The organism is Aminobacter sp. NyZ550 (assembly GCF_025628925.2).
In the GTDB taxonomy this organism is placed as follows: Bacteria; Pseudomonadota; Alphaproteobacteria; order Rhizobiales; family Rhizobiaceae; genus Aminobacter; species Aminobacter ciceronei.
On record NZ_CP114190.1, the window covers coordinates 285,114 to 301,000 of the forward strand.

The following is a 15,887-nucleotide window of genomic DNA, read 5'->3' on the forward strand; positions in this document are numbered from 1 at the left end:
TTTCTGGCTCACTTGCGCGTCAGCGCCTCGAGAATACGCGCCCAGGAGCGCTGGCCCTTGTGGAACGAGGCCAGATCGTATTTCTCGTTCGGCGAGTGGATGCGGTCGTCAGGCAAAGCGAAACCGACAAGCAAAGACTCCATGCCAAGGAAGCTCTGGAAGTCGCCGACGATCGGGATCGAGCCACCCATGGCGAGCATTACGGCCGGCTTGGGCCACTCGTCCGACAGCGCATCCTTGGCCTTTGCCAGGAACGGCGAGTCGTAGGACAGCTGGATTGCCGGCCCGGCGCCATGCTCGTGGAACTCGACGCTGCAATCGGCCGGAATGCGCGCCTTCACGAAGTCGCGGAAGGCGGCACGGATCTTGTCGGGGTTCTGCTTGTGCACGAGGCGGAACGACACCTTGGCCGACGCTTCGGCGGCGATGACGGTCTTGAAGCCCTTGCCGGTGTAGCCGCCTGATATGCCGTTGAACTCGGCGGTCGGGCGGGCCCAGACCAGCTCGAGGATCGACCGGCCCTTCTCGCCCGAAGGGATCGACAGACCGATCTCGCCGAGGAAGTTTTCCGCCGTCTCGCCGAGCGTTTCCCACGACTTCAGCACCTGCGAGGGCGTCTCCTCGACGCCGTCATAGAAGCCGGGAATGGTGACGCTGCCATTGTCGTCATGGATGGCTGCCAGCACCTTGGACAGGATGCGCACCGGATTGGCGGCGGCACCGCCATATTCACCCGAATGCAGGTCGCGGTCGGCGGCCTTGACGATCACCTCCTCACCGACGAGGCCGCGCAGGCCGACGCAGATGGCGGGCGTCTGGCGGTCCCACATGCCAGTGTCGCAGACCATGGCGAAATCGGCCTTCAACTCCTCGGCATTGGCCTCGAGGAATGGCTTCAGCGACGGCGAACCGGACTCCTCCTCACCCTCGAACAGCAGCGTAATCCTGCATGGCAGGCCGCCATGCACTTCCTTCCAGGCGCGGCAGGCCTCGACGAACAGCATCAGCTGTCCCTTGTCGTCGGACGAGCCGCGGCCGGTGATGACCTTGATGCCGCCGGCGATCTCCTTGATCTTGGGATCGAAGGGATCGTCTTCCCAGAGGTTAAGTGGGTCGACCGGCTGCACGTCGTAGTGGCCGTAGAACAGTACATGCGGCGAGCCGGCGGGGCCGTCGTGGTGGGCGACCACCATCGGATGACCTGGTGTGTCGCGCACGCTGGCGTCGAAGCCGATGGTCTTGAGGTCGGCGACCAGCCATTCGGCGGCCTTGCGGCAGTCGCCAGCAAAGGCCGGGTCGGTGGAGATCGACTTGAGGCGGAGCAGCTCGAACAGGCGCTCCAGGCTCTGGTCGAGATTCTTGTCGAGGCGATCGAGAACGGGTGCGACAACGGACATTGGGGTGCCTTTCGATTCTTCTGGCGCGCAACCTAGTGGGCCGATGTGAAAACGAAAAGGCGGCAGGATTGGGCCAGCGGTCAACGCTGCGAAAGCTCTCTGGCAAGCGGACAAAAAAGTGCCGCCGTGGTGGAGGGGGGAGCCACGGCGGCACATTCTTAAACGGTGCGGCAGCCCGGAGAGGGGGATGAGGCTGCCGCAGGGTCCGGATAGGCGGGGGACGGGCCTGAGACCGGACTTCGGCAAAAACTGCCGATGCCCTACATTTGTTCCTTTGAACGTGGCGATTCAAGGGCACGAAGATTACACTTTTGTAACATGCGCGTGATCGGACCGCAGCCCTGCTCAGCCCTTGCCGCGCGCGCGACGGTACTGTTCGACAGGCATTCCGCCGACGCCCCAATCCTCCAAATCGACTTCATTTATTACCACGAACGTCGTCGTCGGATCCTTGTCGAGAACGTCGACGAGAAGATCGGTTGTGCCCTTGATCAAGGCGGCTTTCTGCTCCGGCGTCACGCCTTCACGGGTAATCTTGATATTGACGTAGGGCATTCTTCTGCTCCCGTTCCCGGCGGCTCACTAGGACTGCAGGTCGAAGTGAAAAACCTTTGACATGATCTGCCAGCGGCCATCGAGCTTCACCAGCGTCAGGAAGTCGGTGAAATGCTTGCGCCCGATGGCGCAGTTGAGCTTGGCGAAGGCCGTCACCGGACCGGCGAACTCGATCGACACGATGCGATCAGTGCGCACCTCCGACCGGGTCGCCGGCGAGGCCGCTTGTCGACGATGGGGAAATACTCGTCCATGGTCAGCCGCAGCAGCTCGCCTTCCGTCGCGCAGGCGTAGATCGCCTGTTGGTGGAAAATCCTCGTCAGCCGCTTGGTGTCGCTGAAGTAGAGCCCGTCGAAATAATCCGTGAGCGCATCGGCGACTTCGGCATAGGCCGTGGCGTGGTCGGCGGCGGTCATGCCAGGCCCTCGGCGGCCATCGCGGCAACGACGGACGGGCGCTGATGCACGCGCTCGACGAAGGCCGACAGGCGTGGCCAGCGTGCAAGGCCGATCCCTGTTGGGCCGGTCCATCTGGCGACGACAAACAGATAGGCATCGGCAACCGAGAAATGGTCGCCGAGCAGGTAGGCACGGCCATCGGCGAACTGCCTTTCCATATGGTCGAGGCGATTGCCGACATTCGCTTCCGCCGCGTCCTTGGCTTCGCCCGTGGCTCCGTGAAACAGCGGCCCGAATGCCTTGTGCAGTTCGGATGCGATGAAGTTCAGCTGCTCCTGCAGCCTCGCACGGGCAAGCGTGCCCGGCTCCGGCGCCAGGCGCCGCGCGCCGTTGCTGTCGGCGAGATACTGGACAATCGCTGCGCCCTCAGTCAGCACCTCGCCATCGCCGAGCCGAAGCGCCGGCACATAGCCCTTGGGGTTGATGGCGCGGAAATCCGCCCCAGTTTCGGTCGTCTTGGTCTCGACGTCGACACGCTCGACGTCGAACTGCCCGCCCAGTTCGTGCAGCACGATGTGCGGTGAAAGCGAGCAGAATCCGGGTGTGTAATAGAGCTTCAAGTGAGGTTTCCTTGCGCCTGAAACGTTAAGGTCATGTTTGCAGGCGAAGGGCTAACAGATAATCGTTACCTCTGGATACCAGGTAACTTGAGGTGATCTTCATTATCGGGTATCCAGGCGGTAACGGCAGTTTCGCCGCAGTAACCCGACGATTACTGAGGTGCTCGAGCCATGGCGCTGAAACTTCGCAGAAACCGCGCTCCCGAGCCGCCCGAGGCCTGTCCGCTCAGCGAATGCATGTCGCTGCTCGGCGGCGCCTGGACACCCAACATCATCTGGTACCTCAGCGCCGGCCCGCGCCGCTTCGGCGAGCTGCGCCACGACATCCCAGCTATTTCGGCAAAGGTGCTGACCGGACGGCTGCGCGATCTCGAGGCCAAAGGCGTTTTGTGGCGCCGCGTGATGCCGACGTCGCCGCCCTCGGTGGAATACGGGCTGACCGACCTCGGCACCGAGTTCCAGCCGGCGATCGCGGCTATCGTGGCGATCGGGCACAAGATCAAGCAGCGCCAGGCCGCCCATGGCCAGTCCGACGACATGGCGATGCCAGCCTCCTGACATGGACACGGTCTGGGCTGGCGGCCAATGTCAGTTGCCGAGGCCGCGCCCCTTTGCACAAGGATGCTGGCCGCCTAGTCTTGGGCAAATCAGCCAATCCAACTCCGGAATGAACAGTCCATGCCCGTGCATGTCCGAGCCGCCCTGCCTCAAGACGCCAGCGCCATGGCCCGAATCCTGAACGAAATCATCGACATCGGCGGAACCACGGCGCATCGCGAGAAGTTCGATGACCAGCGCATCATCGACTACTTCATCTCGCCGAAACTCGGAATCAGCTGCTTCGTGGCGCTGGAGGGCGAGCAGGTGCTGGGGTTCCAGTCGCTCGACTGGTCCGACCCAGACTGGCCGGGCGATCGGCTGCCCCCCGACTGGGGCGTCATTGCAACCTTCGTCGATCCGCACGCGCACAAGCGGGGCGCCGGAAGGGCGTTGTTCGCCAACACGGTGGAAGCTGCGAAAAATGCGGGTGTCAGCTTCATCGACGCAACCATCCGCAAGGAAAACACCGGCGGCCAGGCTTATTACGGAGGCATTGGCTTTACCGACTATAGCGAGAGCGCCGAGACCGTCTCAAAGCGTTTTGCGCCGCAATAAGAGGCGCCAAGATCGCCCTCCGGCGCTTGAATGTTGCCGGTCGCAGCGCGTCAGCCGCCACCTTGTCGGTGTCGACGTGACGACCCGCAACAGATGGTGTCAACGACTTGTCAGTAGACGGCGGCAAAGCCCGCTTGACCATGGACAGCCGCGCTGTGCCAAGCTACCCGTATCGCCATGAAAAAAGGCGATCATCTCTTCCTAGTCGACGGCTCCGGCTACATCTTCCGCGCCTATCACGCGCTGCCGCCGCTGACCCGTAAGTCAGACGGCCTGCCGGTCGGCGCGGTGTCCGGTTTCTGCAACATGTTGTGGAAGCTGATGCTCGACGCGCGCAACACCGAAGCCGGCGTGGTGCCGACCCATTTCGCCGTCATCTTCGACTATTCGTCCAAGACCTTCCGCAACGAGCTCTATCCTGAATACAAGGCCAACCGCTCGGCGCCGCCAGAAGACCTGATCCCGCAATTCGGCCTGATCCGCCAGGCGACAAAAGCTTTCGACCTGCCCTGCATCGAGATGGAGGGCTTCGAGGCCGACGACCTGATCGCAACCTACGCCAGGCTCGCCTGCGAGGCAGGCGGCGACACCACCATCGTCTCGTCCGACAAGGACCTGATGCAGCTCGTCGGTCCCAGCGTGTCGATGTACGACCCGATGAAGGATCGGCAGATCAACATTCCCGAGGTCATCGAGAAGTGGGGCGTGCCACCGGAGAAGATGATCGACCTGCAGGCGCTGACCGGCGACTCGGTCGACAACGTGCCGGGCGTTCCCGGCATCGGCCCAAAGACGGCAGCACAATTGCTCGAACAGTTCGGCGACCTCGACACGCTTCTCGCCCGCGCCTCCGAGATCAAGCAAGACAAGCGCCGCCAGTCGATCATCGACAACACCGAAAAGGCGCGCATTTCGCGCGAGCTGGTGCGGCTCAAGATCGATGTGCCGGTGACCGACGGGCTCGAAGATTTCGTGCTGCAGCCGCCCAACGGGCCGAAGCTGATCGGCTTCCTCAAGACGATGGAATTCACGTCGCTGACGCGCCGCGTCGCGGAGGCCACGGGCACCGAGGCGGGCGAGATCGAGGCCGTGCCGGTATCAGTGCAATGGGGCGCCGACGCGCATGGACCGGACGTCGGAGCGGGCGCAACACCTGCAGCGGCACCCGCCGCAGGTCCCGCCGCGCGTGCGAACGGCGGCAGCATCTCTGCCGCAGTGCCCCCGTCCGCCCCTGCCGACGGCGGCACCGCGCTCGACACGCCTACCGACCTCGCCAACAAGATCGCTGCAGCCGCAGTCTCGGAAAAATTCGACCACGCCGCCTATGTCACGATCCGTGACCTCGCGACACTGAAGGCCTGGGTGGCCGAGGCGACCGAGGCCGGCGTCATGGCATTCGACACCGAGACCAGCTCGCTCGATCCGATGCAGGCCGAGCTCGTCGGCATTTCTTTCGCCACCGCACCGGGACGCGCCGCCTATGTGCCGCTCGCCCATAAGAGCGGACGCGGCGACCTGCTCGGCGGTGGCCTGGTCGAGAACCAGATTCCGGTGCGCGACGCCCTAGCCACCCTCAAGCCGCTACTCGAAGACGGTTCGGTGCTGAAGATCGCGCAGAACCTGAAATACGACCTGGTGGTGATGAACCGCCACGGCGTCGACATCAGTCCGTTCGACGACACGATGCTGTTGTCCTACGTGCTCGACGGCGGCACCAATGGCGGCCACGGCATGGACCCGCTGTCGGAAAAATGGCTCGGCCACACGCCGATCGCCTTCAAGGACATCGCCGGCTCGGGAAAGAACTTCGTCGGCTTCGACCAGGTCGACATCGACAAGGCGACCGCCTATGCCGCCGAGGATGCCGACGTGACACTGCGCTTGTGGCGCGTGCTGAAGCCACGCCTCGCCGCCAAGGGGCTGACCTCGGTCTACGAGCGGCTGGAGCGCCCGCTGGTGCCGGTGTTGGCCGAGATGGAGCAGCGCGGCATCTCGGTCGACAGGCAGATCCTGTCGCGGCTGTCGGGCGAGCTCGCCCAGGGTGCCGCGCGGCTTGAAGACGAGATCAACACGCTTGCCGGCGAGCGCTTCAACATCGGATCGCCCAAGCAGCTCGGCGACATCCTGTTCGGCCGCATGGGCCTGCCCGGCGGCACCAAGACCAAGACCGGCCAGTGGTCGACCTCGGCGCAGGTGCTCGAGGATCTCGCCGCCGAAGGCCACGAGCTGCCGCGCAAGATCGTTGACTGGCGCCAGCTGACCAAGCTGAAATCGACCTATACCGACGCCCTGCCCGGTTTCATCAACCCCGAGACCAAACGCGTCCACACCTCCTACGCGCTGGCCGCCACTACCACCGGCCGGCTGTCGTCGTCGGATCCTAACCTGCAGAACATTCCGATCCGCACCGCCGAAGGCCGCAAGATCCGCACCGCCTTCATCGCCGACAAGGGCAACAAGCTGATCTCGGCCGACTACAGCCAGATCGAGCTGCGCGTGCTTGCCCATGTCGCCGACATTGCCCAGCTCAAGCAGGCTTTCGCCGACGGCGTCGACATCCATGCCATGACGGCATCGGAAATGTTCTCGGTGCCGGTCGAGGGTATGCCGTCGGAAGTGCGCCGCCGCGCCAAGGCAATCAACTTCGGCATCATCTACGGCATCTCGGCCTTCGGCCTCGCCAATCAGCTGTCGATCCCGCGCGAGGAAGCGTCCGACTACATCAAGAAGTATTTCGAGCGCTTCCCCGGCATCCGCGCCTATATGGACGAGACCAAGGCGTTCTGCCGTGACAACGGCTATGTCGAGACCATCTTCGGCCGCCGCATCCACTATCCCGAAATCCGCTCGTCGAACCCGTCGGTACGCGCCTTCAATGAACGCGCCTCGATCAACGCCCGCCTGCAAGGCACCGCAGCCGACATCATCCGCCGGGCGATGATCCGCATGGACGACGCACTGATCGCGGCCAAGCTGTCGGCGCGCATGCTGCTGCAGGTGCACGATGAACTGATCTTCGAAACTGTCGAGAATGAGGTCGCAGCGACGATCCCTGTAGTTCGGCACGTGATGGAGAACGCGGCCATGCCGGCCGCGTCGATGTCGGTGCCGCTGCATGTCGACGCCAACGCCGCCGACAGCTGGGACGAAGCGCACTGAGATGGAGTTCGCGGCGGCATCTGACCTGCCGACGCTGCTTTCCTTTTCCCTGACCTCTGTCATCATCGAGCTGACACCGGGGCCAAACATGACCTATCTGGCACTGGTGTCGGCTGGCGAAGGCCGCCGCGCCGGCTTCGCCACGGTGGCCGGTATCGCGCTCGGTCTCGCCACCATCGGCGTGGTCGCGGCACTTGGCGTCACCGAATTGATCCAGTCATCGCACCTGCTCTACGAGGGTCTGCGCTGGGCCGGCGTATTGTTCCTGCTCTTTCTCGCCTATGAAGGCTGGCGCGGTCTGGGCGACGTGGTATCCGAAGGCAACGATGCCGACCGGCGCTATTTCACCCGCGGGCTGGTAACCAACCTTCTGAACCCGAAAGCGGCGGTGTTCTATGTCGCTGTGCTGCCGACCTTCATCATCGCCGACAAGCCGGTGCTGTCGCAGACGCTCACGCTGACCGCCATCTATGTCGCGGTCGCGACCATCATCCATGCATTGATCGTGGCACTGGCAGGGACGCTCGAGCCCTTGCTCAACAACCCACGGATTGAGAAGGTCGCGCGAAAGTTCCTGTCGGCGCTGCTGGCGGCCGTGGCCGTCTGGTTCGCGTTTGCGACGGCACGCTAAGCTGGTTCAGGCGGCGATCGCAGCACATTTGGCGCAGGTACCGCGGAACTCGATGACTGCCTTCTTGGCGACGAAGCCGGTCGATCCAACCCAGTGATCGAGCTGCTTGCCGATCGTCTCGTCCGAGATCTCGGTCACCTGGCCACAGGTGTCGCAGATGGCAAAGGCCGTCATGCGGTGGTTGTGATGGCTATGGTCGTGCGGCTCGGAGCAGGCGACGAAGGCATTCAGGCTTTCGAGGCGATGGACGAACCCGTCCTTCATAAGCGCTTCAAGGGCGCGATAGACCTGCAGTGGCGCGCGAAAACCCTCGTCGCGCAACTGGTCGAGCAGCGTGTAGGCGCTGAGCGGTCCGGTCGCCACTTCGAGTTTCTCCAGAACCTTCTGCTGGTTCTTCGTCAGCGTAACCCGCGCCGCCATCTTTCCGCTTTCACCTTCCTCGGCCGGGCCGATGCCCGGACGGAACAATCCACCGCCTAAGATGGCGACTGGACACGGGTTTTGCTAGCGCGTCCGGCCGGCAAAGACAATCTGCCCCAAAAGCAAACGGCGGGAACGCCCGCCGCCTGCATGTTTCGAACCTTCAGAGCACCAGCTTATTTCTTCTGCCGCGCCGGCCCTTCGCGCTCGGACGAGCGGGCCCACAGGTTGATGTCGGCCTCGCGGGCATAGGTGTCGATCTCGGCCAGTTCCGCATCGGTGAAGATTGCGTTCTTCAGCGCGCCGACACAGTCCTCGACCTGCTCGGGACGGCTGGCGCCGATCAGTGCCGAAGTGACGCGGCCGCCACGCAGCACCCAGGCCAGCGCCATCTGCGCCAGCGTCTGGCCGCGGCGTTCGGCAATACCGTTCAGCGCACGGATGTTGGCGAGGTTCTTGTCGTTGAGGAAGGCCGGGCGCAGCGACTTGCCCTGCGATGCGCGGCTGCCTTCCGGCACGCCGCCGAGATATTTGCCGGTCAGCATGCCCTGTGCCAGCGGCGAGAACACGATCGAGCCGATGCCCAACCCGTCGAGCGCGTCGAGCAGGCCGTCATCCTCGACCCAGCGGTTGATCAGCGAATAGCTCGGCTGGTGGATCAGGCAGGGCGTACCGAGCTGGCGCAGGATGTCGGCCGCCTCGCGGGTGCGCTGGGCATTGTATGAGGAGATGCCGGCATAAAGCGCCTTGCCGGAGCGCACGGCATGGTCGAGCGCACCCATCGTCTCTTCGAGCGGGGTGTCCGGGTCGAAGCGGTGCGAATAGAAGATGTCGACATAGTCGAGGCCCATGCGCTTCAGGCTCTGGTCGAGACTCGCCAGCACATATTTGCGGCTGCCCCACTCGCCGTAGGGACCGGGCCACATGTCGTAACCGGCCTTGGTCGAAATGATCATCTCATCGCGGAGACCGGCAAAGTCGGTGCGCAGGATGTCGCCGAAGGCGGTCTCGGCCGAGCCGGGCGGCGGGCCATAATTGTTGGCAAGGTCGAAGTGGGTGATGCCGAGGTCGAAAGCCTTCTGGCAGATGGCGCGCTTGGTCTTGTGCGGCGTGTCCTCGCCGAAATTGTGCCACAGGCCGAGCGAGATCGCCGGCAGCTTGAGCCCCGACTTGCCGCAGCGATTGTAGACCATGTTTTCGTAACGGTTCGCAGCCGGCTGCCAGGTCATGATGCTGTCCTCGAATGGAAAGGGGAATCGGCCGATAGGCCGTTCCCCTGTCTTAGCCTATTTCGACGGTGCCAGCAGCCCCCTTGCAGCAGCCGGGCCGAGCGGTGCGGGCCGCTCGCAGGTCGTCTGCATCTCGACGAACTTCTTCGTCTCGCCTGACTTGAGGATACCGGTCATGATGTCGATGACGTGGTTGGCGAGTTCCAGCGAACAGCGATGCGGCCTGCCCTGCATGATTGCCAGCGCCATGTCGGCGAGACCCGCCGTGCGGTAATTGGCCATCATGCCGTGCGGATGCTTCTCGTTGGCAACCGAGAAGGGGTGGTCCCATTTCGGCAGCGTCTTCACAGGCTTTTCGCCCCTGGTGTAGCTGAGATCACCGCCGAAGAAATTGGGGTCCGGCATGTGGATGGTGCCCTGCTCGCCATAAAGCTCCATCGGCGCGTGGCCGCTGTTCCAGACATCCCAGCTGGCATTGAAGGTAAAGACAGCGCCGTTCTCGAACTCCATCAGCGCAAGGATCGTCGTCGGTGTCGTCACCGGAATCTTCTCGCCAGCGCGTGGCTTCGACAAGATGGTTCGCTCCTTCGCCGGGATCGACGACAGTGCAGCCACGCGGGCAACCGGCCCGATCAACTGGACCAGATTGGCGATGTAATACGGTCCGAGATCGAGGATCGGCCCGCCGCCCGGCTGGAAGAAGAAGTCGGGGTTGGGATGCCAGTGCTCCATGCCATGGCTCATCACGTGGCAGGTGCCCGAGGTGATCCTGCCGAGCTTGCCGGTGTCGATCAAGTGCCGCGCCAGTTGATGTGAGCCGCCGAGGAAGGTGTCGGGCGCCGAGCCGATGCGCACGCCCTTCTTGTCGGCGCGCTTCTTGAGGTCGAGCCCGTCCTTGATGGCCAGCACGAATGGCTTTTCCGAATAGACGTGCTTGCCGGCTTCGATTGCCTGCCTCGACACCTCGTAGTGCACCGCCGGAATGGTCAGATTGACGACGATGTCGATGTCGTCAGATGCCAAAAGCCCTTCGACCGTCTCGTCGCGCAGCTTGAATTCCTTCGCCTGTGCCTTGGCCGCATCCATGTTGATGTCGGCGCAGGCACGCATCTCGATGCCTTTGAATTCAGGCGCATGCTTGAAGTAGGTCTTCGAGATGTTACCGCAGCCGATCACCCCGACGCCGAGTTTCCTTGCCATATGCTGTTCCCCCTAGAAGGTCTTGGCGGCTGCGATCGAGCGGCTTGCGAAGCGCTCGAAATCGGCCGGGTTGTCGTGTTCCATGACAAAATACTTCGCCGGCGTGTTCTTGCGCAAAGCCGTCACCAGCCCCGCCCAGTCGACCGTGCCGTGTCCGACGTCGGACCAGCCGTCCTCATCCGTCGCCAAGCCTTGAGGCGCGATGTCCTTGACGTGGACAGCCAGGATGCGCGGGCCGAACTCCTCGATCCAGTGCAGCGGGTCGGATCCGCCGCGGATCACCCAGGCGACGTCCATTTCCCAGCCGACCTCAGGGGCGGCCTCCAGGATCACGCGTTGTGGCACCACGCCGCCAACCGGCACGAACTCGAAGTCATGGTTATGCCAGGCAAAGTCGAAACCTGCTTCTTTGGCCTTTGCGCCAATGGCAGCAAGACGCCTGCCGAATGCCCGCCAGCCATCCGCGTCGGTAGGCCGTTCCGCCGGCTCGAGCCACGGGCAGGCGATCAGCTTCATGCCGAGCGTCCTGGCGATGCCTGCCGCCTTGGCGAAATCCTGCTCCAGAAGGTCGATGCCGAAATGGCCGCTCGGCATGGCCAGACCGTTCTTGTCGAGCTCGGCGCGGAACGCCGCGGGCTCTTCGTAGACGGCGCCAAAGCCCTCGACTTGGGCGTAACCGAGGGCGCCGAGCGTCTTGAGCACATTCTGCCAGGGTTGAAAGTTGCGGGCGCTGTAGAGTTGGAATGACCAGTCCATGGTTCTGTCCGTTTGTTTGGGAGGGGATTTCACATGCGGCTGCCGCTCTGGCCGTCGAACAGCGAGGCGCGCGCTGGATCGAAGCCGATGCGCAGCTGATCGCCCGACGCCAGATGGCGTTCGGCCTCGACGCGGAAGGCGAAACTCTGGCCGCCAAGCTTCGTCCAGACCAGCGTGTCCGAACCCATCGGTTCGACCAGCTCGACCCTGGCGTCCACTTGAAAGGGCATGGCAGCAGCGGCATCGCCCGTGGCAATGTGCTCCGGCCGCACGCCGAACACCGCCTTGCCGGGCTTAGCCGCGTCGCCAAATCCGTAGCGGCCGAGCGGTATCTTTGTGTCTGTCGCGACGAATGTCGGCGCATCGCCCTCAACCTCGCCGTCGAGAAAGTTCATGCCGGGCGAGCCGAGGAAGCCGGCGACGAAGCGATTGACCGGTTTGTTGTAGATCACCTGCGGCGCGTCGAGCTGCTGGATCACGCCGCCCTTCATGACGGCGATGCGGTCGGCCAGCGTCATCGCCTCGATCTGGTCGTGGGTGACGTAGATCATGGTGTTGGCGAGTTTCTGGTGCAGCCGCTTGATTTCGACGCGCAGCTCCGAGCGCAGTTTGGCGTCGAGATTGGACAGTGGCTCATCGAACAGGAACACGTCGACATCACGTACCAGCGCCCGGCCGATCGCCACGCGCTGGCGCTGCCCGCCCGACAGCGCCGCCGGCTTGCGCTGGAGCAGCGGCTCGATCTGCAGGATCTCGGCTGCGCGGGCGATACGCCTTGCGATCTCGTCCTTCGCCATGCCTGCCGTCTTCAGGCCGAAGGACAGGTTTCCCTCCACCGTCATCTGCGGATAGAGCGCATAGGACTGGAACACCATGCCGATGCCGCGATCCTTGGGCTCCTCCCAGGTGACGTTCTTGCCCTTGATGAAGATCTGCCCTTCGGACACGTCGAGCAGGCCGGCTATGCAGTTGAGCAGCGTGGACTTGCCGCAGCCGGAGGGACCGAGCAACACCAGGAACTCGCCCTCGGGCACGTCGAGGTTTAGCTCCTTGAGCACATCATAAGCGCCGAAGCTGAGCGAAACGTCCCGGACCTGGACACTCGTCATCGCCTCACCCCTTCACCGCGCCGGCGGCGATGCCGCGGACGAAAAGCTTGCCTGAAATGAAGTAGATGACGAGCGGGACCAGTCCGGTCAGAAGGGTGGCTGCCATGTTGACGTTGTACTCCTTCACGCCCTGTACGGCGTTGACGATGTTGTTGAGCTGGACCGTCATCGGATAGGTGTCGGGCTTGGTGTAGACGATGCCGAACAGGAAATCGTTCCAGATGCCGGTGACCTGCAGGATGATCGCCACGACGAAGATCGGCAACGACATCGGCAGCATGATCCTTAGATAGATCGTCCAGAAGCCGGCACCGTCGACACGAGCCGCCTTGAACAGCTCCTCCGGCAGCGAGGCGAAATAGTTGCGGAACAACAGCGTCAGGATCGGCATGCCGAAGATGGTGTGCACCAGCACCAGGCCCCACAGCGAGCCATAGAGGCCGATCTCGCGCAGCACGATGACTACAGGATAGAGCATCACCTGGTAGGGAATGAAGGCGCCGACGACGAGCACGGTGAAAAACACCTCGGCGCCCTTGAAGCGCCAATTGGCCAGCGCGTAGCCATTGATCGAGGCGATTGATATCGACAGGAACACCGACGGCACGGTGATCATCACCGAGTTCCAGAAGCCGCGCGACAGCCCGTCGCAGTTGAGCCCGGTGCAGGCCGTCGACCAGGCCTTGACCCACGGCTCGAAGGTGATCTCGACCGGCGGCGAGAAGATGTTGCCGAGCCGTATCTCGGGCATGCCCTTCAGTGACGTCACCACCATCACATAGAGCGGCAGCAGGTAGTAGACGGCGACAAGCGCCAGCGTGCCGTAGATGAAGATGTTGCGGCGGGAGAAGCGGCGGCGCGGCCTGGGGCCACGCGGTCCCGACAGCGCGCTTGCGCGGGCGGGCATGGCGCTTGCCACGGCAAGTTCGGGGGCGGCGCGCAGAAGCTGCTCAGCCATGGCGGCGCCTCCTGGCGAATTCGAGATAGGCCCAGGGCACGATGACGATGACGACCGACAGCAGCATCATTGTCGAGGCGGCGAAGCCCTGCCCCAGATTCTGCGCCAGAAACATGTAGTTGTAGACGTATTTGGCCGGCACTTCGGAAGCGATGCCGGGGCCGCCGCTGGTCTGGGCGACAACGAGGTCGTAGACCTTGACGATGCCGCTGGCGATGATCACCAACGTGGTGACAAGCACCGGCCGCATCATCGGGATGACGATGAAGACATAGGTCTTCCAGGTCGGGATGCCGTCGACGCGCGCCGCCTTCCAGATGTCGCCGTCGATGCCGCGCAGGCCTGCCAGCATCAGACACATGATCAGCCCCGTGCCCTGCCACAGCCCGGCGATCAGAATGCCGTAGATGACGATGTCGGCATTGTAGAGCGGGTCGAAGGTGAAGCTTTCCCAGCCGAGATTGCGAACCACCTGCTGGATGCCGAAATTTGGATTGAGGATCCACTGCCACGCCAGCCCGGTGACGATGAAGGACAGCGCGAAAGGGTAGAGAAAGATGGTGCGGAAGGTGTTCTCGAAACGGATCTTCTGGTCCATCAGGGCAGCCAGCACAAAGCCGATGACCAGTGAAAAGACCAGCGTGCAAACGCCGTAGATGGCGAGGTTCTCGACCGCCACCAGCCAGCGCGGCGTCGCCCACAGTCGCTCGTACTGGTCGAAGCCGACGAAGCTGGCGCGGGGCAGCAGTTTGGAGTTGGTAAAGGAATAAAACACCGTCCACGCCGTGCCGCCGACGAAAATGACCAGCGCGGTCAGGATCATCGGGATCGAGGCGATCTTGGCATTCAGGTTGCGAAACAAGCTGAATGGTCGGCCCTGATACGTCGGGGTCATCGGTCGGCACCCATCCGGATCGTCAGCCAATCTGCCGGTCCCGACATGTCGGGGCCGGCAGAACGCCGCTGACAGGACTGCAGCATCTCAGGCAGGAACCGGGTCGGGAAGCCCGGATGCCCTGCCCTAGTCCGCAGCGGCGATGATTTCGGCAAAGCGCTTCTGCGCGTCCGCTGCCGAAAGCTCCTTGTTGGCGAAGAACTCGACGAACAGGTCGTTGACCTGGGTCACGCCATCGGCCGACATCAACTGGTCGGGCGCCGGGATGATGTTGCCCTTGGCGAGAATCTCGAGCCCCTTCTTCATGCAGTCATTAGCGGCGTTCAGGTCGACGTCGCCGCGCACCGGCAGCGAGCCCTTTTTGAGGTTGAAGGCAACCTGGGTCGCCGGCGACAGCATCACCGAGGCAAGCGCCTCCTGTGCCTTGGCCTTTTCAGGATCGGTCTGCTTGGGGAAGTAGAAGGCATCGCCGCCGGTCGAGATGATCTCGTTGACGCCGAGGCCGGGCAGGCAGGTGTAATCCTTGCCGGCAACCTGGCCAGCGACCTGGAACTCGCCCTGAGCCCAGTCGCCCATGATCTGTCCGCCGGCCTTGCCGTTGATGACCATGCTTGTCGCCTGGTTCCACTCCTGGACGTTGGACCTGGCCGACATCTGGCGCGCCTGGTCGGCGGCGGCGAAGACCTTGGCCATTTCGGCGCCGGCAGCCAAAGTCGCGTCCTTGTCGCCAAACACTTTCTGGAACGTTTCCGGACCGGCAAGTGCGACGAGGATGACCTGGAAGGCGAGCGTCGTCTGCCAGGGCTGCTGGCCGATGGCGAGCGGTACGATGCCCGCCTTTTCCAGCGCCGGCGCCGCTGCGACGAACTCGTCCCAGTTCTTCGGTACCGCCACGCCGGCGTCGGCAAAGGCCTTGTTGGACAGCCACAGCCACTGCTGCGAATGGATGTTGACCGGCACGCAGTAGATCTTGCCGTCCAGCGTGCAGCCGTCGAGCAGGCTCTTGGGGTGGATGAACTTTGTCCAGCCCTCCTTCTGTGCCAGTTCGGTGAAATCGCGCATCAATCCAGCCTGGACGAGCTCTTCCGCCTGGCGGCCATGATTGAACTGGGTTGCGCCCATCGGATCGCCGCCGGTGATGCGCCCGATCATGATCGGGCGAGCGATGTCACCGGAACCGGCGATGGCGCCGTCGACCCATTTGTTGCCGGTGGCATCGAAGGCCTTGGCGAGTTCGGCAACTGCCGCCGCCTCGCCGCCGGAGGTCCACCAGTGCGTCACTTCGAGATCGGTCGCGGAGGCTGAACCTGCAGCCCCAAACACGACGCTTGCTGCGAATGCAGCTGTCGTCAGCCTATAACGCATCGTACTCCTCCCTGAATCTGAAACGTTACAGGTGCGGACG

General features: G+C 63.4%; 15 protein-coding genes and 1 pseudogene. 4 read left to right on the plus strand and 12 right to left on the minus strand.

The genetic code is table 11. The features are described from left to right. Positions 1-8: 8 nt before the first annotated feature. The 4 genes and pseudogenes from N7E70_RS01455 to gstA form a co-directional block, all read right to left on the minus strand. Complete coding sequence (locus N7E70_RS01455; RefSeq protein ID WP_263005354.1) at positions 9-1,397, minus strand: M20/M25/M40 family metallo-hydrolase; 1,389 nt, start codon at positions 1,395-1,397, stop codon at positions 9-11. Between the two features lie 345 nt (positions 1,398-1,742). Then, the gene (locus tag N7E70_RS01460; protein ID WP_154384551.1) at positions 1,743-1,952 is read right to left on the minus strand and encodes a tautomerase family protein; all 210 of its coding nucleotides are present in this window, start codon (positions 1,950-1,952) and stop codon (positions 1,743-1,745) included. A 27-nt stretch (positions 1,953-1,979) separates the two neighbouring features. Next, positions 1,980-2,482: pseudogene (locus tag N7E70_RS30880) on the minus strand (nuclear transport factor 2 family protein). Then, positions 2,365-2,970, minus strand: coding sequence for a glutathione transferase GstA (gene gstA, locus N7E70_RS01475; RefSeq protein ID WP_154384550.1), 606 nt, complete (start codon positions 2,968-2,970; stop codon positions 2,365-2,367). Before gstA ends, N7E70_RS30880 begins: the two are co-directional and overlap by 118 nt. A 171-nt stretch (positions 2,971-3,141) precedes the next feature. Here gstA and N7E70_RS01480 point away from each other — a divergent pair, with 171 nt between their 5' ends. The 4 genes from N7E70_RS01480 to N7E70_RS01495 all read left to right on the plus strand — a co-directional run bounded on the left by N7E70_RS01480 (position 3,142) and on the right by N7E70_RS01495 (position 7,915). Next, positions 3,142-3,528 carry a winged helix-turn-helix transcriptional regulator gene (locus tag N7E70_RS01480; protein WP_154384549.1) on the plus strand — a complete coding sequence of 129 codons (387 nt, stop codon included), beginning with the start codon at positions 3,142-3,144 and terminating at the stop codon, positions 3,526-3,528. A gap of 165 nt (positions 3,529-3,693) precedes the next feature. After that, positions 3,694-4,125, plus strand: a complete 432-nt coding sequence (locus N7E70_RS01485; RefSeq protein ID WP_185910227.1) for a GNAT family N-acetyltransferase — start codon at positions 3,694-3,696, stop codon at positions 4,123-4,125. 177 nt (positions 4,126-4,302) lie between these two features. Continuing rightward, on the plus strand, positions 4,303-7,284 hold the full coding sequence (gene polA / locus N7E70_RS01490) for a DNA polymerase I (RefSeq protein ID WP_263005355.1): 2,982 nt from the start codon (positions 4,303-4,305) through the stop codon (positions 7,282-7,284). Between the two features lies 1 nt (position 7,285). After that, positions 7,286-7,915: a LysE family translocator gene (locus N7E70_RS01495; protein ID WP_263005356.1), complete on the plus strand. Its 630-nt coding sequence runs from the start codon at positions 7,286-7,288 to the stop codon at positions 7,913-7,915. 6 nt (positions 7,916-7,921) lie between these two features. On the opposite strand, the gene N7E70_RS01500 is transcribed toward N7E70_RS01495, so the two are convergent. The 8 genes from N7E70_RS01500 to N7E70_RS01535 form a co-directional block, all read right to left on the minus strand. Further along, entirely contained in the window at positions 7,922-8,335 is a 414-nt protein-coding gene (locus N7E70_RS01500; RefSeq protein ID WP_115733516.1) for a Fur family transcriptional regulator, read from the minus strand. A 176-nt stretch (positions 8,336-8,511) separates the two neighbouring features. After that, positions 8,512-9,564, minus strand: a complete 1,053-nt coding sequence (gene mgrA, locus N7E70_RS01505) for an L-glyceraldehyde 3-phosphate reductase (protein ID WP_263005357.1) — start codon at positions 9,562-9,564, stop codon at positions 8,512-8,514. A gap of 57 nt (positions 9,565-9,621) precedes the next feature. After that, on the minus strand, positions 9,622-10,764 hold the full coding sequence (locus N7E70_RS01510) for a Gfo/Idh/MocA family protein (protein ID WP_263005358.1): 1,143 nt from the start codon (positions 10,762-10,764) through the stop codon (positions 9,622-9,624). A gap of 12 nt (positions 10,765-10,776) precedes the next feature. Continuing rightward, positions 10,777-11,520, minus strand: coding sequence for a sugar phosphate isomerase/epimerase family protein (locus N7E70_RS01515; RefSeq protein WP_154384544.1), 744 nt, complete (start codon positions 11,518-11,520; stop codon positions 10,777-10,779). 29 nt (positions 11,521-11,549) lie between these two features. After that, positions 11,550-12,629 carry an ABC transporter ATP-binding protein gene (locus N7E70_RS01520; protein ID WP_154384543.1) on the minus strand — a complete coding sequence of 360 codons (1,080 nt, stop codon included), beginning with the start codon at positions 12,627-12,629 and terminating at the stop codon, positions 11,550-11,552. 4 nt (positions 12,630-12,633) lie between these two features. Continuing rightward, entirely contained in the window at positions 12,634-13,536 is a 903-nt protein-coding gene (locus tag N7E70_RS01525; protein ID WP_263005457.1) for a carbohydrate ABC transporter permease, read from the minus strand. Positions 13,537-13,579: 43 nt separating this feature from the next. Continuing rightward, the gene (locus N7E70_RS01530) at positions 13,580-14,482 is read right to left on the minus strand and encodes a carbohydrate ABC transporter permease (protein WP_154384542.1); all 903 of its coding nucleotides are present in this window, start codon (positions 14,480-14,482) and stop codon (positions 13,580-13,582) included. Between the two features lie 126 nt (positions 14,483-14,608). Next, a complete protein-coding gene (locus N7E70_RS01535; RefSeq protein WP_263005359.1) occupies positions 14,609-15,847 on the minus strand; it encodes an ABC transporter substrate-binding protein in 1,239 nt (412 codons plus the stop codon). Between the last annotated feature and the right edge of the window lie 40 nt (positions 15,848-15,887).